General features: G+C 69.7%; 17 protein-coding genes. 8 read left to right on the forward strand and 9 right to left on the reverse strand.

Going from position 1 to position 20,469, the window contains the following annotated elements; translation table 11 throughout:
* Window positions 1-182: 182 nt before the first annotated feature.
* From QWJ39_RS15950 to QWJ39_RS15960, 3 genes are read right to left on the reverse strand one after another with little or no spacing between them, the layout of a single operon-like run.
* Entirely contained in the window at window positions 183-1,109 is a 927-nt protein-coding gene (locus QWJ39_RS15950) for a MaoC/PaaZ C-terminal domain-containing protein (protein WP_290258873.1), read from the reverse strand.
* On the reverse strand, window positions 1,106-2,446 hold the full coding sequence (locus QWJ39_RS15955) for a 3-oxoacyl-ACP reductase (protein WP_290258874.1): 1,341 nt from the start codon (window positions 2,444-2,446) through the stop codon (window positions 1,106-1,108). The genes QWJ39_RS15950 and QWJ39_RS15955 overlap by 4 nt, the downstream gene beginning before the upstream one ends.
* 10 nt (window positions 2,447-2,456) lie before the next feature.
* Window positions 2,457-3,821 (reverse strand): acetyl-CoA C-acetyltransferase, encoded by a 1,365-nt coding sequence (locus QWJ39_RS15960; RefSeq protein WP_290258876.1) that lies wholly within the window; start codon window positions 3,819-3,821, stop codon window positions 2,457-2,459.
* Between the two features lie 68 nt (window positions 3,822-3,889).
* Between QWJ39_RS15960 and QWJ39_RS15965 the strand changes: the two genes are divergently transcribed.
* Together QWJ39_RS15965 and QWJ39_RS15970 are read left to right on the forward strand one after the other, a co-directional pair.
* Complete coding sequence (locus tag QWJ39_RS15965; RefSeq protein ID WP_356903687.1) at window positions 3,890-4,594, forward strand: TetR/AcrR family transcriptional regulator; 705 nt, start codon at window positions 3,890-3,892, stop codon at window positions 4,592-4,594.
* A 100-nt stretch (window positions 4,595-4,694) separates the two neighbouring features.
* Window positions 4,695-6,866 carry an acyl-CoA dehydrogenase gene (locus tag QWJ39_RS15970; RefSeq protein ID WP_290258878.1) on the forward strand — a complete coding sequence of 724 codons (2,172 nt, stop codon included), beginning with the start codon at window positions 4,695-4,697 and terminating at the stop codon, window positions 6,864-6,866.
* 126 nt (window positions 6,867-6,992) lie between these two features.
* On the opposite strand, the gene glgA is transcribed toward QWJ39_RS15970, so the two are convergent.
* Window positions 6,993-8,192: a glycogen synthase gene (glgA, locus tag QWJ39_RS15975; protein WP_290258879.1), complete on the reverse strand. Its 1,200-nt coding sequence runs from the start codon at window positions 8,190-8,192 to the stop codon at window positions 6,993-6,995.
* A 96-nt stretch (window positions 8,193-8,288) separates the two neighbouring features.
* On the opposite strand from glgA, the gene glgC reads away from it, so the two are divergent.
* The 3 genes from glgC to QWJ39_RS15990 all read left to right on the forward strand — a co-directional run bounded on the left by glgC (window position 8,289) and on the right by QWJ39_RS15990 (window position 11,791).
* Window positions 8,289-9,713: a glucose-1-phosphate adenylyltransferase gene (gene glgC / locus QWJ39_RS15980; RefSeq protein ID WP_290258909.1), complete on the forward strand. Its 1,425-nt coding sequence runs from the start codon at window positions 8,289-8,291 to the stop codon at window positions 9,711-9,713.
* Window positions 9,714-9,816: 103 nt separating this feature from the next.
* Complete coding sequence (locus QWJ39_RS15985; RefSeq protein ID WP_356903690.1) at window positions 9,817-11,268, forward strand: SDR family NAD(P)-dependent oxidoreductase; 1,452 nt, start codon at window positions 9,817-9,819, stop codon at window positions 11,266-11,268.
* Between the two features lie 94 nt (window positions 11,269-11,362).
* Window positions 11,363-11,791 (forward strand): pyridoxamine 5'-phosphate oxidase family protein, encoded by a 429-nt coding sequence (locus QWJ39_RS15990; protein WP_290258910.1) that lies wholly within the window; start codon window positions 11,363-11,365, stop codon window positions 11,789-11,791.
* Between the two features lie 21 nt (window positions 11,792-11,812).
* Here QWJ39_RS15990 and QWJ39_RS15995 read toward each other — a convergent pair whose 3' ends face one another.
* Window positions 11,813-12,259 carry a universal stress protein gene (locus QWJ39_RS15995; protein WP_290258881.1) on the reverse strand — a complete coding sequence of 149 codons (447 nt, stop codon included), beginning with the start codon at window positions 12,257-12,259 and terminating at the stop codon, window positions 11,813-11,815.
* 420 nt (window positions 12,260-12,679) lie between these two features.
* Here QWJ39_RS15995 and QWJ39_RS16000 point away from each other — a divergent pair, with 420 nt between their 5' ends.
* Window positions 12,680-13,375, forward strand: coding sequence for a response regulator transcription factor (locus tag QWJ39_RS16000; RefSeq protein ID WP_290258882.1), 696 nt, complete (start codon window positions 12,680-12,682; stop codon window positions 13,373-13,375).
* 72 nt (window positions 13,376-13,447) lie between these two features.
* Here the strand turns inward: QWJ39_RS16000 and QWJ39_RS16005 are convergent, their stop codons facing one another.
* Entirely contained in the window at window positions 13,448-15,145 is a 1,698-nt protein-coding gene (locus QWJ39_RS16005) for a GAF domain-containing sensor histidine kinase (RefSeq protein WP_290258883.1), read from the reverse strand.
* Window positions 15,146-15,321: 176 nt separating this feature from the next.
* On the opposite strand from QWJ39_RS16005, the gene QWJ39_RS16010 reads away from it, so the two are divergent.
* The gene (locus QWJ39_RS16010; protein ID WP_290258884.1) at window positions 15,322-15,834 is read left to right on the forward strand and encodes a pyridoxamine 5'-phosphate oxidase family protein; all 513 of its coding nucleotides are present in this window, start codon (window positions 15,322-15,324) and stop codon (window positions 15,832-15,834) included.
* 30 nt (window positions 15,835-15,864) lie between these two features.
* Here QWJ39_RS16010 and QWJ39_RS16015 read toward each other — a convergent pair whose 3' ends face one another.
* Genes QWJ39_RS16015 through QWJ39_RS16025 form a run of 3 tightly spaced genes read right to left on the reverse strand, consistent with a single transcriptional unit; the run spans window position 15,865 to window position 19,227 of the window.
* Complete coding sequence (locus QWJ39_RS16015; protein WP_290258885.1) at window positions 15,865-16,716, reverse strand: transglutaminase family protein; 852 nt, start codon at window positions 16,714-16,716, stop codon at window positions 15,865-15,867.
* On the reverse strand, window positions 16,713-17,639 hold the full coding sequence (locus QWJ39_RS16020; protein WP_290258886.1) for an alpha-E domain-containing protein: 927 nt from the start codon (window positions 17,637-17,639) through the stop codon (window positions 16,713-16,715). The genes QWJ39_RS16015 and QWJ39_RS16020 overlap by 4 nt, the downstream gene beginning before the upstream one ends.
* Window positions 17,632-19,227 (reverse strand): circularly permuted type 2 ATP-grasp protein, encoded by a 1,596-nt coding sequence (locus tag QWJ39_RS16025; RefSeq protein WP_290258887.1) that lies wholly within the window; start codon window positions 19,225-19,227, stop codon window positions 17,632-17,634. Before QWJ39_RS16025 ends, QWJ39_RS16020 begins: the two co-directional genes overlap by 8 nt.
* 193 nt (window positions 19,228-19,420) lie before the next feature.
* Here QWJ39_RS16025 and QWJ39_RS16030 point away from each other — a divergent pair, with 193 nt between their 5' ends.
* Window positions 19,421-20,452, forward strand: a complete 1,032-nt coding sequence (locus tag QWJ39_RS16030) for a putative sulfate exporter family transporter (RefSeq protein WP_290258888.1) — start codon at window positions 19,421-19,423, stop codon at window positions 20,450-20,452.
* Window positions 20,453-20,469: the final 17 nt, after the last annotated feature.

Raw genomic sequence — 20,469 nt, forward strand, 5'->3', positions numbered from 1 at the left:
CCAGGAACTCAACGGCCGCCCACGCAAAACGCTCGGCTGGGATACCCCGGCCGAGCGTCTGCGTGATTTACTACTAGCTACCTAGCCACCAGCAGTGTTGCAACGACCACTAGAAACCGCCCACCTCGGGGACGGCCGCCGTCGTCGTCTGATGAACCCTCAGGCCCAGCGCTCCAGGACCCTCACGACAGGGGCGTGACGGAACCGCTGAAGTGCTTCCGGCCCGAGCGCGGGCTCCACGCCACGTACTCCGAGCCGAGCCAGGTGCCCTCCTCGGCCTGCGTAGTGCTGATGTCCAGCGCCACGCGGGCCGGCAGGAACACCGGGGCCTCGAAGCGGACGTCCCAGCGGAACGCGTCACCCTTGGCGGCACCGACGTCGGCCAGCGCGCGGGACGCCAGGTACATCCCATGTGCAATCGAACGGCGCATGCCCAGAGCCTTGGCGCTGAGCACGCTCAGGTGGATCGGGTTAAAGTCACCCGAAACCGCGGCGTAGGCCCTCCCGGTGTCCACGCCCAGCTGCCACAGCGCCGTCGGGTCCGGCGCGGTGAACGCGGCCGGCGCCTGGGCCGTGGAGGGCTTGTCGATGCCGGGCAGGAAAACACCCTTGGCGAGGTAGGTAGACACGCCCCGCCACCGGACAGTGTCAGCGGCGTTGCCGTCCTCGGCCGCCCCGCGGACCTCGGCCACCAGGTCCAGCTGGGTGCCGGCGCGGTGGCCGCGCAGGTTCTCCGCCCAGGCCCGGATGTCCAGCGGCTCGGTGAACAGCACCGGCGCAGACTGCTCCACCGTGTTCTCGAGGTGGATCATGCCCAAAAGCGGCAGCGGGAAATCGTCCCGGTTCATCACGGACATGGCCAGCGGGAACGCCAGGGCGTGGATGAAACCGGCCGGCAGGATGTCGCTGGCCGTTTCACCGATCAGGTGCTGGTAGGCGGTCAGGTTGTCGACGCCGGCTCGGACTCCGCGGACCTCGTGGCTCTCGGCCGGGAGCGCGGTGCCGCCGTGGGCCCCGAGCAGCCGTCGGCGCGCCGCAGACGCGGCAGCGTTGACGTACAACTTGGACAGCGACGGCATCTCCGCCAGCAGCACAGGCGCCGGACTCATGCTCCCACCAGGTTCTGGCCGCAGACCCGCAACACCTCTCCGGAGATCCCGCCGGCGGCGTCGCTGGCCAGGAAAGCGATGGCCTCGGCCACGTCGCCGGGCCGGCCGCCCTGCTGCAGGGAGTTCAGGCGGCGCGCCACCTCGCGGGTGGCGAAGGGGATCTTGGCCGTCATCTCGGTTTCGATGAAGCCGGGGGCGACGGCGTTGATCGACCCGCCGTGCTCCGCGAGCAGCGGTGCGGTGGCCCGGACCATGCCCATCACGCCGCCCTTGGAGGCGGCGTAGTTGGTTTGGCCGCGGTTTCCGGCGATGCCGCTGGTGGAAGCCACGGAAACGATCCGCGGCGAGGTCCGGAAGTGCTCGGAGGCGAGCAGGGCCTCGTTGATGCGCAGCTGCGCGGCGATGTTGACCCCGATCACCGAGCTCCAGCGGGACTGGTCCATGTTGGCCAGCAGCTTGTCGCGGGTGATGCCGGCGTTGTGGACCACGATGTCGAGCCTGCCGTGGCGCTGCACGGCGTGGTCGATGATCCGCTGGCCGGCATCCTCGCGGGTGATGTCCAGCTGCAGTGCGGTTCCGTGGACCTCGTTGGCGACGGCCGCGAGGTGGTCCCCGGCGGCGGGAATATCGATGACGATCACGGTGGCGCCGTCGCGGTGCAGGGTGCGGGCGATCGCGGCGCCGATCCCCCTCGCGGCGCCGGTAACCGCCGCGACCTTGCCGGTCAGCGGCTTCTCCGGGTCCGCGGGCAGTTCGCCGGCGTCGGAGGTGACGGTGAGGAACTGGCCGTCGACGAACGCGGAACGGCCGGAGAGGAAGAACCGGAGGGCGCCGAGCGTTCCGGGACTGGTGGTCCGGGCGCCGTCGGTCAGGACGATCCCGTTGCCGGTGGCCCCGGCGCGCAGTTCCTTGGCGAGGGACCGGAGCAGGCCGTCGACTCCCTGCCGGGCCGCCGCGGCGGCCGGATCCGTCGCCTCGGCGGCGGAACGGGAGATCGTGACGACGCGGCCGCCGGAGGCGAGGTCGCGCAGCGAGGCGGCGGCGGTCAGGACGGGCCGTTCCAGGTCCTCGGGCCGGGCGACTTCGTCGAGGACCAGGATGATGGCGCCGAGCTTCTCCCGGGGCACGGCGTGGCGGCGGACGTCGAGATCCCACGCCAGCAGCGCCGCGGCGAGCTCGTCCGCGCCGGCACCGGCGCCCTGGACCAGGATGGGTCCCTCGATCAGCGGCTGGCCGGGCCGGTAGCGGCGGAGTTCCACCGGCTGCGGCAGGCCGAGCTTCTTCGCGATGTCACGGCCGAGGCCGCGGCTCACGAACTGGGTGTATTTGTCAGTCATCCGGTTCCCCCTAGTGTGCTTCCAGAATGGCGACGACGCCCTGGCCGCCGGCGGCGCAGACGGATATCAGGCCGCGGGCGGGGCGGCCGTCCACGGTGCCCTTGCGGTGCAGCATGGTTGCCAGCGAGGCGACGATCCGTCCGCCGGTGGCGGCGAACGGGTGGCCGGCGGCCAGGGAGGAACCGTTGACGTTGAGCTTGGCCCGGTCCACGGTACCCAGCGCGCCGTCGAGCCCCAGCCGGGTCCGGCAGAACTCCTCGTCCTCCCAGGCCGCGAGCGTGCTGAGCACGGTGCCGGCGAAGGCCTCGTGGATTTCAAAGAAGTCGATGTCGTCAAAGGTCAGTCCGTGGCGGGCCAGCAGGCGCGGCACGGCGAAGACGGGGGCCATCAGCAAGCCGTCCTTGCCGTGGACGAAGTCGACCGCGGCCGCCTCGCCGTCCAGGACGGTGGCGAGCTTGGGCAGGTCATGGGCGTCGGCCCATTCCTCGGAAGCCAGCAGCACCGTGGCGGCACCGTCGGTCAGCGGGGTGGAGTTGCCGGCGGTCATGGTGGCCTCGGCGCCGAGGTTCTTGCCGAAGACCGGCTTGAGCGTGGCGAGCTTCTCCAGGGTGGTGTCCGGGCGCAGGTTGGAGTCCCTGCTCAGGCCCCGGTAGGGGGTGATGAGTTCGTCGAAGAACCCGTCGTCGTAGGCGGCGGCGAGGTTGCGGTGGCTGTTGTAGGCCAGCTCGTCTTGTGCCTCCCGGGTGATCTTCCACTGTGCGGTGGTGAGGGCCTGGTGCTCACCCATGGACAGGCCGGTGCGGGGCTCGCCGGTGTTGGGCGCGTCGGGAGCCAGGTCCTTGGGGCGGATGCGGCTGAGGATCTGGAGCCGCTGCGGCAGGGTCTTGGCGCGGTTGAGGTCCAGAAGGATTTCGCGCAGGCCCTCGCTGACGGCGATCGGGGCGTCCGAGGCGGAGTCGACGCCACCGGCGATGGCGGAGTCGATCTGGCCGAGCTTGATCTTGTTGGCCAGGCCCAGCACGGTCTCCAGCCCTGTGGCGCAGGCCTGCTGCAGGTCGTAAGCGGGAGTCTCGGCGGAGAGGGCCGAACCCAGGACGGCCTCGCGGGTGAGGTTAAAGTCGCGCGAGTGCTTCAGCACCGCGCCGGCGGCCACCTCGCCGATCCGTTCATCCTGCAGGCCGAAGCGGGCGATCAGCCCGTCCAGTGCGGCGGTCAGCATGTCCTGGTTGGAGGACTTGGCGTAGGCGCCGCCGGTGCGGGCGAACGGGATGCGGTTGCCGCCGACAACGACGGCCTTGCGCAGCTGCTGCACCGGTGCCGCCGGCGGAGCTACAGAGTCCTGCGGGCCGGGTGCGGGCGTTCCGTTTTCAGGCATGGGCTGTCTCCTAGGGATCTGAACGGTTACTGATACCCAGCGTACCTGATACGCTGGGTATCGTGAACATCCTGGAAGCTGACCCCGCCGCGCACGGCGCGACCTCCGGCACGCCCGGCGCCGCCGTCGACGGGCGCGCCTCCCGCTGGCAGTCACACCGCGAGGAACGCCGCCGCGAACTCATCAAGTCGGCCCGCCGTGCGGTGCATGCCCTGGGCAGCGAGGCCTCGATGGAGGACATAGCCGCCGCCGCCGGGACCTCCAAGTCGGTCTTCTACCGCTATTTCGGGGACAAGGCCGGCCTGCAGCAGGCCGTCGGCGAGGTAGTCCTGAACCAGATGCAGCGCCGGATCGGTGAGGCCGCACAGGCCGCCCAGACTCCGCGGGAGGGCCTCTTCGCGATGGTGTCGGCCTACCTGCAAATGGCCGAGACCAGCCCCAACGTCTACACGTTCGTGACCCGGTCCGCGCCCGGCGAGCCCGAAAGCCAGAACGGGCCTGCCGCCGCCGGTGCCCTTGGCCACTTCTTCGACGCCATCAGCGAGATGATCGCCGCCCCGATGCGCCAGCAGTTGCGCGCGGCCCCGGGCAAGGAAGCCGTGATCGGTTACTGGCCCAACGCCGCGATCGGCCTGGTCCGCAACGCCGGCGAGCAGTGGCTGGCCAGCCCCGACTCCCCCGCTAAACCCGGGCAGGAGGCGATGGCGCGGCAGATCACCGACTGGCTCTGCTTCGGCATAGCCCCCGAACTTTCCGACCTGCCCTCCCCCTGAACCCTTGCCCCTGCACCCGCCCACCAGCACCACGATCCACCCGGCCCCGCGCCGGAAACCGCAACACCTGAACGATGTCAGTGCCAACGAAGGAATCGACATGACTGAACTAGCCGACCGCACCCCGGACACCACCAGTTCCTCCCGCCCCGCCGCCGCCCGCCCGCAGGGCACCGGCAGCCCCGCAGCGGGTGCCACCCGGGACGCGGCCCCCGCCGTCGACGTCGCCGCGCTCGGTGAGCAGCTGCTGGGCAAATGGGCGGACGTCCGCCGCCAGGCCCGCGAACTGGCCGGCCGCGAGGAACTGCACAAGATCGAGGGCCTGACCCACACCGATCACCGCAAGCGCGTGTTCGGCCAGCTCGGCATCCTGGTGGACAACGGCGCCGTGCACCGGGCCTTCCCCAAGGAACTCGGCGGCGCCGACGAACACGGCGCCAACATTGCCGGCTTCCAGGAACTCGTGGTGGCCGACCCGTCGCTGCAGATCAAGGCCGGCGTCCAGTGGGGCCTGTTCGGCTCCGCCGTCAACCACCTTGGCACCGAGGAACACCACAAGAAGTGGCTCCCGGGCATCATGAGCCTGGAGATCCCCGGCTGCTTCGCCATGACCGAGACCGGCCACGGCTCCGACGTCGCCAGCATCGCCACCACCGCCACGTATGACCCGGACGCCGGGGAATTCGTGCTGCACACGCCGTTCCGCGCCGCCTGGAAGGACTACATCGGCAACGCCGCCAACGACGGCCTAGCCGCCGTCGTCTTCGCCCAGCTGGTGACGCGGGGCGTCAACCACGGCGTGCACGCCTTCTACGTGGAGCTGCGCGACCCGGAGACCAAGGAGTTCCTGCCCGGCATCGGCGGCGAGGACGACGGCGTCAAGGGCGGCCTCAACGGCATCGACAACGGCCGGCTGCACTTCACCCAGGTCCGGGTCCCCCGCACAAACCTGCTCAACCGCTACGGCAACGTCGACGCCGACGGTACCTACACTTCGCCAATCGGCAGCCCGGGCCGGCGCTTCTTCACCATGCTGGGCACCCTGGTTCAGGGCCGTGTGTCCCTCGACGGCGCCGCCGTGACCGCCTCCAAACTGGCACTCAAGACCGCCATCCAGTACGCCACCGAACGCCGCCAGTTCAACGCCTCCTCGCACACCGACGAAGAGGTGCTGCTGGACTACCAGCGGCATCAGCGCCGCCTGTTCACCCGCCTGGCCACCACCTATGCGGCCGGCTTCGCCAGCGAGCAGCTGCTGGAGAAGTTCGACGACGTCTTCTCCGGCCGCGCCGACACGGACGAGGACCGCCAGGACCTGGAAACCCTGGCCGCGGCGCTGAAGCCGCTGAGCACCTGGCACGCGCTGGACACCATCCAGGAATGCCGCGAGGCCTGCGGCGGTGCCGGTTTCCTGATCGAGAACCGCTTCGCCTCGCTGCACGCGGACCTCGACGTCTACGCCACCTTCGAGGGCGACAACACCGTCCTGCTGCAGCTCGTGGCCAAGCGCCTGCTGGCCGATTACGCCAAGGAGTTCCGCGGCGCCGACTTCGGCGTGCTGGCCCGGTACGTCGTCGGCCAGGCCGGCGGCGCGGCGATCCACCGCACCGGCCTGCGCGGCGTGGCACAGTTCGTGGTGGACACCGGCTCGGTCCAGAAGGCCGCCACCGCCATCAAGGACGAGGCCAACCAGCGCGCGCTGCTCACCGAGCGCGTCCAGGCGATGGTGGCCGAGGTCGGGTCCGCGCTGCGCGGGGCGAACAAGCTCCCGCAGGAGAAGGCCGCCGCCCTCTTCAACAGCCACCAGGACGAACTCATCGAGGCGGCCCTGGCGCACGCCGAGCTGCTGCAGTGGGAGGCCTTCACCGAGGCCCTGCACCGGGTCACCGACCCCGGCACCAAGACCGTGCTGACCTGGCTGCGTGACCTGTTCGGTCTCTCCCTGATCGAGAAGCACCTCTCCTGGTACCTGATGAACGGCCGCCTCTCCATGCAGCGCGCCCGCACCGTGGGCGAGTACATCAACCGCCTGCTGGTGAAGATCCGCCCGCACGCCCTGGACCTGGTGGACGCCTTCGGCTTCGGCCCCGAGCACCTCCGGGCGGCGATCGCCACCGGCGCCGAGAAGACCCGGCAGGATGAGGCGCGCGAGTACTTCCGACAGCAGCGCGCCAGCGGCCAGGCCCCGGTGGATGAGAAGACTCTCCTGGCCCGCGAGGCGCGGGAGCAGAAGGCCGCCAAGGCCGCGGGTAAGGGCAAGGCCAAGCGCTAGGTCCGCACCCCGCGTCCGGTACGACGACGGCGGCGCCGCCCCCAAAGATGGGGACGGCGCCGCCGTCGTTAATCTGCCGTGCTGACCGGCCGGGCTACTGCCGGCCGGTCCGCCTTGCGGGCAAGGTTACTGCGGCAGGACCGAGCGGTAGACCTCAAGCGTGGTCTCCGTGATCGACTCCCAGGAGAAGTGCTCCTCGGCCCGGCGCCGGCCGGCCTGGCCCATGGCGCGGGCACGCTCCGGATTGGAGACGACCTCGGTGAGGGCGGCGGCAAATTCGCGCACGAACTTCTCCGGATCCAGCGGGGTGCCGGTGCCGTCGGTGACCTGTTCGAGTTCCACGAGCAGTCCGGTCTCGCCGTGCTGCACCACCTCGGGGATGCCGCCGGTGGCGCTGGCCACCACCGCGGCGCCGCAGGCCATCGCCTCGAGGTTGACGATGCCGAGCGGCTCGTAGATCGAGGGGCAGGCGAACGCGGTGGCGTGGCTGAGGACCTGGATGAGCTCGTGCCGCGGCAGCATCCGCTCGATCAGGACCACGCCGCTGCGCCGGGCCTGCAGGTCCTCGATCAGGCGCGCGGTCTCGGCCGCCAGTTCCGGGGTGTCCGCGGCGCCGAGGCAGAGCACCAGCTGCACGTCGGCCGGGAGTTCGGCGGCCGCCCGCAGCAGGTACGGGACGCCCTTCTGCCGGGTGTTCCGGCCGACGAAGACCACGCTGGGCCGGTCCGGGTCAATGCCGAGGGCGCGGATGGCGTCGTCGTTCTCGTCCCGGTTCCACAGGCTGACGTCAATGCCGTTGTGCACCACCCGGACCTTGGCGGGGTCCACGTCCGGGTAGCTGCGCAGGATGTCCTGCCGCATGCCCTCGGACACGGCGATGATCGCGGCGGCGGACTCATAGGCGGTCTTCTCCACCCACGAGGACACGGCGTAGCCGCCGCCGAGCTGTTCGGCCTTCCACGGCCGCAGCGGTTCCAGGCTGTGGGCGCTGAGCACGTGCGGGATGCCGTGCAGGAGGGCGGCGATGTGGCCGGCCATGTTCGCGTACCAGGTGTGCGAGTGCACAAGGTCGGCCCCGGCGACGTCGGGGACGATCCGGAGGTCGACGCCGAGGGTCTGGACGGCGGCGTTGGCGCCGGCCAGGTCCTCCGGGACGGGGTAAGAGGTCACGGCGGCACCGTGGTAGTCGGGATCGCGGGGGGCGCCGAAGGCCCGCACCTGCAGGTCGACGTGGCTGGCCAGGACGCGGCTCAGTTCGGCCACGTGGACGCCGGCGCCTCCGTAGATTTCGGGCGGAAATTCCTTGGTCACTATGTCTATTCGCACATTCCCCAAGGTAGTCGTTCGGGCTGATCTGTTCTAGTGTGAAGAGGTCCGGGCACACCGGACTGTTTTGGGGAGTTACGAAGGCGTTCAGGAGCGATCACCATGCCGCAGCAGAAAAAAGTCTTGGCCATTGTCCTCGCAGGTGGCGAGGGGAATCGGCTGATGCCGTTGACGGCGGACAGGGCCAAGCCGGCCGTCCCCTTCGCCGGCAGTTACCGGCTCATTGATTTCGCTCTTTCGAACCTCGTGAATTCCCGTTATTTGCAGATTGTGGTGCTCACGCAATACAAATCCCACAGCCTGGACCGTCATATTTCCGAAACCTGGCGGATGTCCACCCAGCTCGGCAATTACATCGCCTCCGTCCCCGCCCAGCAGCGCGTGGGCAAGAGCTGGTTCCTGGGCAGCGCGAACGCCATCTACCAGTCCCTGAACCTGATCCACGACGCCAACCCGGACATCGTCGTCGTGGTCGGCGCCGACCACGTCTACCGCATGGACTTCGCACAGATGGTGGCCCAGCACGTCGCCAGCGGCGCCAAGGCCACCGTGGCCGCGGTCCGCCAGCCGCTGCACATGGCGGACCAGTTCGGCGTGATCGAGGTGGACCAGAACGACCACCAGAAGATCGCCGCGTTCGTCGAGAAGCCCTCCTCCACCCCGGGCCTCGCCGCCGACCCCAGCCAGTTCCTCGCCTCGATGGGCAACTACGTCTTCGACGCCGACGCCCTCGTGGAGGCCCTGCACGTAGACGCCGAACGGCTCGACACCAAGCACGACATGGGCGGGGACATCATTCCCTACTTCGTGGACAAGGGCGAGGCCGGCGTCTACGACTTCACCACCAACGACATCCCCGGTTCGACCGAACGGGACCGCACCTACTGGCGCGACGTCGGCACCATCGACTCGTTCTACGACGCACACATGGACCTGATCTCCCCCGTCCCGGTGTTCAACCTCTACAACTCCGAGTGGCCGATCTACACCCGGCAGAGCATCTCCCCGCCGGCGAAGTTCGTCCGCGGCGAGGGCAAGACCGTCGGCACTGCCCTGGATTCCATCGTCGCCAGCGGCGTCGTCATCTCCGGCGGCATCGTGGAAGGCTCCGTGCTCTCCAACGACGTCTACGTCAGCACCGCCAGCCGGGTCTTGGACTCGGTCCTGATGGACAAGGTGCAGGTGGGCCCGGGCGCCGTCGTGAAGCGCGCGATCGTGGATAAGAACGTCCGGATCCCCGCCGGCGCGGCGATCGGCCTGGATCCGGAACTGGACCGCGCCCGCGGCTTCAAGGTTACGGACTCCGGCATCACGGTCCTCGCCAAGGGCCAGGAGGTCCCGGAGCCGGGCGAGGCTGAGCGCGCCCTCTCCGCGGCGAACCTGTACCAGGTGCCGGACGCTGTCCGGACGGCCACCGAGAACTGGCCGGCTGGCCGGGAGTCGATGGAGAAGGTGGGCGAGGTGCACGCCGCCGCCGTCGGCGTCGAGACCCCCGCCGCCCCGCACACCCAGGCCCCGTAACCGACGGGGGCGTCGGGAGGAGCCCTGCGCTGCCGGTAAAATTGGCGCAATGAGCTCCCCCGACCTGCCCTCCGAACCGGCCAGCGACACCCCCGCGGAGGCCGTGCCGGTGGCCGACCTCAGCCCCGAAGAGATCGCCGCCTGCCTCAAGGTGCTGAACACCATCCACGCCTACGATGACGAGCACCCGGACTACGTCGCCGTCCGGCGCGCCACCGGCAAGATGTTCAAGGCGGTCAAACGGCACCGGCGGACCACCAAGCGGGACCTGATCGCCGAGGCGGACCGGGCCGTGATCGCCCAGACCGCCACGGCCGCCCCGGACCGGATCGACGACGAGACCCGCGGCAACAAGCTGGCCACCTCCGCCACCGGGGAGGTTGCCGGCCACCTGATCCGGTCCCGGCCGTGCTACATCTGCAAGCAGCACTACACCCAGGTGGACGCCTTCTACCACCAGCTCTGCCCGGAGTGCGCGCTCTTCAGCCACAGCAAGCGCGACGCCCGCACGGACCTGACCGGACGCCGGGCGCTGCTGACCGGCGGCCGGGCCAAGATCGGCATGTACATCGCCCTGCGGCTGCTCCGCGACGGCGCCCACACCACCATCACCACCCGGTTCCCCAAGGACGCCGCCCGCCGGTTCGCCGCCATGGAGGACAGCGCCGACTGGCTGCACCGGCTGCGGATCGTGGGTATCGACCTGCGCGACCCCTCCCAGGTGATGGCCCTGACCGATTCCCTGGACGCCGCCGGCCCGCTGGACATCATCATCAACAACGCCGCCCAGACCGTGCGCCGCTCCGGCAACGCCTACAAGCCCCTGGTCGACGCCGAGGATGAGCCGCTGCCGGCCGAGCTGCAGGCCGCGAACGGTGGCCCCGAGCTGGTCACCTTCGGTCACGCCCACGACAAGCACCCGCTGGCCCTGGCCTCCTCCGTGCTGGACCACCCGGTGCTGGCCGGGGACGCCATCACCTCGCTGGCGCTCTCGACCGGCTCGGCATCGCTGGAGCGCATCGCCTCGGGCACCGCAATCGACGCCGGTGGCCTGGTCCCGGACCTGGCCACCATCAACAGCTGGACCCAGGTGGTGGACGAGGTGGACCCGCTGGAGATGCTCGAGGTCCAGCTCTGCAACGTCACCGCACCCTTCCTGCTGGTCAGCCGGCTGCGGCCGGCGATGCGGCGCTCGGACGCCCGGCGCAAGTACATCGTGAACGTCAGCGCCATGGAGGGCCAGTTCTCCCGGGCCTACAAGGGTCCCGGCCACCCGCACACCAACATGGCCAAGGCTGCGCTGAACATGATGACGCGCACCAGCGCCAAGGAGATGCTGGAAACCGACGGGATCCTCATGACCGCCGTCGACACCGGCTGGATCACCGACGAGCGGCCGCACTACACCAAGGTCCGGCTGATGGAGGAAGGCTTCCACGCCCCGCTGGACCTCGTGGACGGTGCCGCGCGGGTCTACGACCCGATCGTCATGGGCGAGGCCGGGGAGGACCAGTACGGGGTGTTCCTGAAGGACTACAAGCCCAGCCCCTGGTGACGCCACGGGCCTAATGGCCCTGATCCGTGCGGGGGAGCCTCCGTACCGTGGACCTGTGACTACGACGACGCCTCCGCCGGATTTCAACCTGTCCATGGACCAGTGCTGGGCCCTCCTCGACAGCGAGGTGGTGGGCCGGGTCGCGCTGATCGTGGACGGCCATCCGGAGGTCTTCCCGGTGAACTTTGTCCTGCACCGCCGCTCGATCGTCTTCCGCACCGCCGGCGGCACGAAGCTCTGGGGCGCAATCACCGCGAAGCCGGTGGCGTTCGAAATCGACGGCTACGACGCGCACGAGGAAACAGCCTGGAGCGTCATGGCCCGCGGTGAGGCGGAACTGGTCGAGGACCAGGCCGAGAAGGAAGCGGTGGACGCCCTGCTGCTGGAACCCTGGCAGCCGGGAGAGAAGAGCTTCTACGTGCGGGTGCCGCCCAAGGCGCTGACCGGCCGCCGGTTCAAGGTGACCCAGCCCGATGTCTGGAAGACCCGGCTGGCAGACCCGCGGCGAGCCTCTTTCGAATAGAGCCTTCGGGGGCGCCGTCCCCTAGTGCTGCTTCTCCGGCGTGTGCACCACGAGGACCGGGCAGTGCGCGTGGGCCACGAGGGCAGAACTGACCGAGCCGAGCAACAGTCCGCCGAAGCCGCCGTGGCCGCGCCGGCCCAACACCATCAGGTCCGCGTTGCGGGACTCGTCGATGAGGACCCGCCGCGGGTTGCCCTGCACCAACCGGGATTCGACGTTCTCCGGGAGCGCGTCGCCGAAGGCGGTGTTCAGCGCCTCCTGCAGGATCTCTCCGGCCCGGACGTCGAAGTCGTTGATGCCCATGGCCACGTACCCGTCGTAGACCGGCGGGAAGTCCCAGCAGGCCAGGGCGGTGACGCGGGCATGAAACGGCTCGGCCAGGACCCGTGCCTGCCGGAGGGCCTCCACCGAGGCGTCCGAACCGTCGACGCCCACCAGGATGCTGCGGAAGCCCTGTGCCTCGCTCATCTGTGTTCCCCTTCGCTTGCCCGCGTGTGTTGCCTTGTGCCGTGCCCGAACCCGTTGCTCTGGTGGGGCATGGCTTCAAACACTACGGCGACGGCGTTCCCCGGCTAGGGCCAAAGGTCACCTTTGCCGGCTCCGTCGCGCCGGGGGACGAACGGCCCTTTACGCAGGTGAGCACGGGGGATGAGAATGTCCGTGGCAGCGGTTTACCGGCGGAGATCCCGTCGGCACAGCCCGCCCGGGGACACGGTTTCGGGCGCCCCGCCGCCGCCGTGGCTTCGGGGGGAGCCTCAGTTGCATGAAGGTTGGATCGTCAGTCTGCCGCAGTCCGCTGCCGGCAGGACGCGTGAACAGGGCGCCGGCCGGGCGCCGGGGTCCGTCAGGCTCCCGGGCAGCTTCGGACGGCGGCCGGATGGGAAACACATGATTGCCTGGGCAGATGCCGGTCTCACCGCACCAGAGGGCACCGCGGCGGTGATCAAGGTCTTTATCCTCGACGACCACGAGCTGGTCCGCCGCGGATTGCAGGAACTCCTGGAGGGCGAGGGATTCCAAGTCGTCGGAAGTTCCGGCTCCGCAGTGGAGGCCACCCGACGCATCCCGGCCCTGCACCCGGACGTCTGTGTCCTGGACGCCCGGCTGCCGGATGGAACCGGGATCGAGGTCTGCCGCGACGTCCGCTCCATCGATCCCTCGTTGAACTGCATCATCCTCACGAGCTTCGACGACGACCAGGCACTGCGTGGCGCGGTCCTCGCCGGCGCGTCCGGCTACATCCTCAAGGAGATCGGCGGGACCGACCTGATCGGGGCGCTGCGGCGTGCCGCGGCCGGCGAGTCGCTCTACGAAAAGGGCGTGGCGGAGGGCGTCATGGAGAGCCTGGTGGAACCGGAGGAAGTCGATCCCCGGACCGCCGCGCTGACGCCGCAGGAACGCCGCGTGCTCGAGCTCGTGGGCGAGGGACTGACCAACCGACAGATCGCTGCCGAGATGTTCCTCGCCGAGAAGACGGTGAAGAACTACGTCTCCTCGCTGCTGGCCAAGCTCGGCTTCGAGCGGCGGACCCAGGCCGCGGTGTTCATCGCCAGCCCGGCCGCGCAGCACGCCAACGGCGCCTGAGCCGGTCGCCACAGGTCCCCGAGCACGCAGGCCTGAAAACGACGAAGACCTGCGCCGGGGCTGGAGCCCGGGCTAGAGCGGGACGGACCACTCCACGCTGGTGCCCTCGTCCGGGGCGGAGACGATCACGCACTCGCCGTCGAGCATCCGGGCCCGGTCCTCCAGATTGGCCAGGCCGTTGCGGGCCGCCGCGTTGGTGAAACCCGAGCCGTTGTCTGTCACCACCACCGTGACCCGGCCCTTCACCACGGCCACCGAGACGGAAATCGCGTCCGCGCCCGAGTGCCGGATGGCGTTGCTCAGCCCTTCGGAGACCACGGCCACCACATTGTCGGCCTTCTCCGCCGGGACGGTGTCGATCGGTCCGGTCAGCGTCAGCCGCGGCGTGAACGGCAGCGACTTCGCCGAACTCCTGGCCACGCGGCGGATCCGTCCGCTGAGCGGGTCGGAATCCGTCTGGCTGTGCCGGAGCGAGTAGATGGTGTCCCGGAGGCTGCGGATAGCTTCGTCGAGCTCCCCGGTAATGTTCCGTATCCGTTCGGTGGCGAGGTCGTCCTTGGTGAAACGTGCCAGGCTCTGGACGCTGAGGCCCGCGGCGAAGAGCCGCTGGATGACGAGGTCGTGCAGGTCACGGGCGATCCGGTCCCGGTCGGTGAAGACGAGCAGTTCCTCCCGGAGCCGGTGAACGCGCGCCAGTTCCATGGCCAGCGCCACGTGCGAGCCAAACACGGCCCCCATCTCCCGATCGGTCCGGTCGTACGGGGCGGCCTCGGGCTCCCGGGCAAGCAACAGAAGTCCGTGGTGGGAGCCGCGGGCGCTGAGGCCGACGGCCAGCAATGGTCCGGTGCTGTGGTCATCGCATAGTTCCAGCACGCTGGAGGCCGAGGGAAAGAGGACCGGTTCGCCACCGGCGAGGACCTCCTGCAGTTCGGGATGGTTCAGCAGGAGCGGGGCGCCGCTGAAGTCGGCAGCCTGCTCCCCCGCCGCGCCGACCACCACGTGGCCGGCGGCTGAGTCGGCTGGGGCGACAATCAGCGCGAGCCGGGACCGCGATTCGAGGCGGGCCCGCTCGGCAATGGGATCGAGGTCGGATTCGAGGTGGTCTCCGTCGCCGGCGAGCATCGTGCCCGTGACATCCATCGACGCCTCCAGCCAGCGCGCGCGGCGCCGGGCGTCGTCGTACAGCGTGGCGTTCTCGATCGCGACGGCGGCCGCGGCGGCCAACGCCACGGCCAGGGCCTCGTCCTCATCGCTGAAATCTTCTCCCCCGGCCTTCTCGGTCAGGTAGAGGTTGCCGAAGACCTTGTCCCGGACGCGGATGGGGACGCCCAGGAAGGTGTTCATCGGCGGGTGGTTCGGCGGGAAGCCGGTGGCCTCCGGGTGAGCGCCGAGCTTGTGAAGCCGCAACGGTTTGGGGTCGCTGACCAGCAGGCCCATGACCCCGTGGCCGGTGGGCTGGCGGCCGATCCGGGCGGCGGCCGCGGCGTCGATGCCGACGGTGACGAAATGGTTCAGGGTGTTGTCCTCACCCATCACGCCCAGGGCGCCGTAGCGGGCGTGCAGGAGGGTGCAGGCGGACTGCACCAGGCGTTCCAGGACGGCGTCGAGGCTCAGGTCCTCGGCCAGGGCCACGACCGCCTCCAGCAGCCCGGCCATCCGTTCCCGGGATTGCATGAGTTCCCCGCCCCGGGTGACGAGATCCCTGAGTACGTCTTCGGCCTTGGCGTTTCCGGACGCTAAAGGGTCCGGTCCCTTGTCGAGAGACTGCATTTTGCCCCCCAAAAAAAGCTGTGCCAAAAATCTGACAGCCACCATCCGCGCTGATGGTTTGCTGTCAGAATACTCCCACCCTCCGGAGCCGGGGGCCAGAGTCCAGGGGTGATCGTTACCCCGCCGGGACGTTGGTCCCTAGATTGCCCCGGGCCCTCTGGCATAAGCTCGCCGCCATGAGCACTGACCCGCAGCAGACAGGGCACCCCGTGGACAAAAAGGACGCCGCATCAGGACCGCATGCCGTTGAAAACCTGGACAACCACGAATGCTGGCGGCTGCTGCGCAGCGTCAGCGTCGGCCGGATGGCGGTCTGGGTGGATGACCATCCGGATATCTTCCCGATCAACTACAAGGTGGATCACGGCACCCTGGTGTTCCGCACCGCTGACGGCACCAAGCTCCAGGCCGCCACGGGCGACACCCCGGTGGCGGTGGAGACCGACGGCGTGGACGCGGATACCGGGATCGCGTGGAGCGTGGTGGTCAAGGGCCAGGCCGCCCCGGTGAAAAACCAGGAGGAAGTACTGGACACCGTGGGCCTGCTCCTCTTCCCGTGGCAGGCGGGAAAGAAGGAACACTTCGTCCGGATCACCCCGGACTCCGTCACCGGACGCCGCTTCAAGATCGTGCCGCCCCTGACCTGGTGGACGCCGCTGGACGACGCCACCCGCTCCGGCATGGAGTAGCCCGACGGCGTTGCCCTATCCGGTGCCTGCTCAGGCCAGGCGGGTGATCTCCACCGTCACGGACAGTGCCGAACCGCCGCCGCCGGAGAGGATGCCCTTCAGCGGGGGCACGTCCCGGTAGTCCCGGCCGCGGGCCACGGTGACGTGGAAATCCCCGGCAGGCTTGTGGTTCGTCGGGTCCCAGCTGCGCCACTCGCCGTCCCACCACTCCAGCCACGCGTGCGACTGGCCGGCGACGGTCTCGCCGATGGCCGCCGTCGACCGCGGGTGCAGGTAACCCGAGACGTACCGGGCGGGGATCCCGCAGCTGCGCAGCACGCCGATGGCCAGGTGGGCCAGATCCTGGCAGACGCCCTGGCGTTGGTTCCAGGCCTGCTCCGCGTTGGTGGTGACGCCGGTGGAACCCTTCATGTAGGTCATTTCCCCGCGCATCCACTCGAAGACGGCCATGGCCGCCTCGTGCGGGTTGCGGCCGGCGACGACGCCGGGGACGATGTCCAGGACCTCGGCGCCAGGACCGGTCAGCTGCGACTGCGGGATCCAGTCGCTGAACTGGTCCAGCGTCTCCGGGGCGGTAAGCACGTCCCAGCCCACGATGTCGGCCTCCGAAGGGATCCGCTCCACCCGGTGCACCTCGACGGTGGTGGTGGAGAGGACCTCGAGGTGCTCGTGCGGCATCTGCATGTCGAATGCCGTGACCCGGGTGCCCCAGTAGTCCCGGTAGCTGCTGAGCGCCGCCTGCGAGGGTGAGACCTTCATGGAGGACTCCAGGACCACCTGCTGGGGGTCCGTCAGCGGCGTCATCCGGGCCTCGTTGTAGGAGAGGGTGACCCGCTTGTTGTACTTGTACGCGGTCCGGTGCGTGATGCTCAGCCGGGTCATGAAACTTCTCCCACCCAGGCCAGTTCGTCTGCCTGATTGAAGTACTTACGGGAAATGGCGTCCGAGGCCTGCGAGACGGCCTTCTGCACGCGCTCCATGTGCTCGGGCAGCTCGGACATCAGGTCATCGGTCCGGTGGAACTCCAGGAAGGTGCGGGCCTGGCCCACGATCCGGCGGGCGTCGTTGATGAAGCCCACGCGCTGGGCCGACGGGTCCAGCTTGGCCAGGCAATCGTCCGCGTCGCGCAGCGCGTACACGATCGAGCGCGGGAAGAGCCGGTCCAGCAGCAGGAACTCGGCCGCGTGCTGGTCGCCGAAGGCAGCGCGGCGGGTGCGGAGGAAGGATTCGTAGGCGCCGGCGCAGCGGAGCATGTTCACCCAGGACATGCCGGCGGAGAGTACGTCGCGGGTGGAGAGCATGCGGGCGGTCATGTCGGCGCGCTCCAGCGACCGGCCGAGGACCAGGAAAAGCCAGCTTTCGTCGTGGCTGACGGTGGTGTCGGCGAGGCCGCTGACCATGGCGGTCCGCTCCAGCACCCAGTTGCAGAACCGGTAGGTGCCTACCACGTCCTTGCGGTGCTGGTTCAGCCCGTAGTAAGTGGTGTTCAGGCTCTCCCAGAGGCCGGAGGAGACGGTTTCCCGGGCGCGGCGCGCGTTCTCCCGGGCGGCGCCGAGCGATCCGGCGATGGAGGTGGCACTGTGCTTGTCGTAGGCCAGGTCGTGCAGCAGCTCGTCCAGGCCGAAGTCCTCGGACTGGGGGCGGGCGCCCATCACGGCCAGCAGCTCCCGGGCGACGCTGCGCTGTTCCTCCATCGGCAGGTGGTTCAGGCGCTCCAGGTGGACGTCCAGAATGCGCGCGGTGCCGTCGGCCCGCTCCACATAGCGGCCGATCCAGAACAATGATTCCGCGATCCGGCTAAGCATGTTCGGGTACCTCCTGGGCCTCGGCCATTTGCTGCTGTTGCTGTTCCTTCTGGCTGTCGCGCCAGTTGCTTTCCACCGGCCAGACCGAGACCCGCTCGCGGATGGCGATGGCCGGCTTCGGGATGACCTCCACGGGCACCTGCGCCGAATCGGCCAGCACCCAGGTGTCCTTGGACCCGCCGCCCTGGCTGGAGTTCACGATCAGTGAGCCCTCCTTCAGCGCCACCCGGGTCAGGCCGCCGGGGAGCACCCAGACGTCGTCGCCGTCGTTGACCGCGAAGGGGCGCAGGTCCACGTGCCGGGGGCCGAACTTGTCGCCGCTGAGGGTGGGGACGGTGGAAAGCTGCAGCACCGGTTGTGCGATCCAGCCGCGCGGGTCCGTGATGATCCGCTTGCGCAGGGCGTCCAGCTCCTCGCGGGAGGCGTCGGGTCCGATCACCAGGCCCTTGCCGCCGGAACCGTCCACCGGCTTGACCACCAGTTCATCCAGCCGGTCCAGGACGTGTTCGCGGGCTTCCTTCTCCTCCAGCCGGAAGGTGTCCACGTTCGCGATCACCGGTTCCTCGTTGAGGTAATAGCGGATCAGGTCCGGGACGTAGCTGTAGACCAGCTTGTCGTCGGCGACGCCGTTGCCCACGGCGTTGGCGATGGTGACACCGCCTGCCCGGGCGGCGTTGACCAGGCCGGGGCAGCCGAGCATGGAGTCGGAGCGGAACTGCAGCGGGTCGAGGAACTCGTCGTCGATGCGCTTGTAGATCACGTCCACGCGCTGCTCACCGGCGGTGGTGCGCATGTAGACGCGGTTGCCGCGGCAGATCAGGTCGCGGCCCTCCACCAGCTCCACGCCCATCAGGCCGGCCAGCAGGGTGTGTTCGAAGTAGGCGCTGTTGAAGACGCCCGGGGTCAGGACCACGACGGTGGGGTCGTCGACGCCGGAGGGCGCGGTCTTGCGCAGGGCCGAAAGCAGCCGGCGGGGGTATTCCTCGACCGGGCGGACGCGCTGCTGGCCGAAGGCCTCGGGCAGGCCCTTGGCCATGGCGCGGCGGTTTTCGAGGACGTAGCTGACGCCGGAGGGGACGCGGACGTTGTCCTCCAGGACGCGGAAGGTTCCGGCCTCGTCACGGATGACGTCGATGCCGGAGATGTGCACGCGGACGCCGCCGGCGGGCTCGAAGCCGTGGACCTGGCGGTGAAAGTGCGCGCTGGTGGTGACGAGCTGCCGCGGGATAACGCCGTCGGAGACGACGGCCATCTTGTCGTAGACGTCATTCAGGAACGCCTCGAGCGCCTTGACCCGCTGGGCCACGCCGCGTTCCAGGACGGTCCACTCGTCCGCCGGGATGACGCGCGGCACGATGTCCAGCGGGAACGGCCGCTCCTCCCCCGCGAAGTCGAAGGTGACGCCGCGGTCCAGGAAGGTGCGGGCCATCGAATCGGCGCGGGCGGTGACGTCGGCGAGGGAGAGTTCGCGGAGCGCCCCGGCCACCTGGCCGTAGGAACGGCGGGCCTGCTGGCCGGGCGCGAACATCTCGTCGTACGCCCCGCTGCGGCCGGCGGCCTCGGAGTAATCCTGAAAAAGGTCAGACATGCCCACTAGCCAACCATTTTTTGGTCCCGATTTCATATCGGCGCACCCCTTTTGGCGTGTTGCAGCCCACGCGGTGCCGTGGTACAGCTCACGCCGGCTCCGGACCGGGTGACGGCGGCCGATCCGGTGGCATGGCGGGCAGGGTTTTCCCGCCGAAATGGGGATTCCGGGCCCGATGCGGCACAGTGGACCCGTGCCCCGAGACCTTCACCCTTTCACCGCTTCCCTGCGCGGCCTGCCGCCGCTGCTTCCCGGGCTGCTGGCCTGCGCCGCCGCCGTCGCTGCCGCCCTGGCCGTCCACGCGCTGGTGCCCGCGCTGCCCGCCATGACGGTCGCCGTCGTGCTCGGCCTGCTCGCCGCGAACTTCCCGGGCGTCTCCGCCTGGACATCCGGCCCCGGCCGGGCCGGACTGGGGTTCGCCGGGAAGCACCTGATGCGCAGCGGCATCGTGGTCCTGGGCCTCAAGGTCAGCGTGGTGGACGTCCTCGGCCTCGGCTGGCCCGCGCTGCTGCTGATCACCGGCGTCGTCCTGGTCTCTTTCGCCGGCACCTATGGCATCGGCCGGATCTTCCGGCTGCCCCCAAGCGTGTCGCTGCTCATCGCCACTGGCTTCGCGATCTGCGGCGCCTCCGCGATCGGGGCCATGGCCGCGGTCCGCCGCATCCGGCAGCAGGACACGGTGTTGCCGGTGGCCCTGGTGACGCTCTGCGGCACCCTCGCGATCGGCGTCCTGCCGCTGCTCACCGGCCCGCTGGGACTAGGCCCGCAGCTCTTCGGCGCCTGGGTGGGGGCATCCGTGCACGACGTCGGCCAGGTGGTGGCCACCGCGCAGACCGCCGGCGCCGCGGCCCTGGCGGTGGCGGTGATCGTGAAGCTGACCCGGGTGCTGCTGCTGGCCCCGATGGTAGCCGTCGCCGGGCTGCACCACCGGCTCCGCGATGATTCCGGCGGGACCATGCCTCCGGTGGTGCCCTTGTTCGTGCTGGGGTTCGTCGCAATGGCCGCGCTCCGCTCCACCGGGGTGCTGCCCGCGGGCGTGCTGGAGGCGGCCGCCCTGCTGCAGGACATCCTGCTGGGCATGGCCCTGTTCGGGCTGGGGTCCGCCGTCCGGGTCCGCGAACTGCTGCGGACCGGCACCCGGGCGCTGCTCGCGGCCCTCGCGGCGTGGCTGCTGATCGCCGCCCTCGGCCTGGGCGCGGCGGTCCTGATGCTGCCCGGGCACTGAGCTGCGCGGGGCGCCTG

This window comes from Arthrobacter sp. YD4, from assembly GCF_030410515.1.
Taxonomy (GTDB): Bacteria; Actinomycetota; Actinomycetes; order Actinomycetales; family Micrococcaceae; genus Arthrobacter.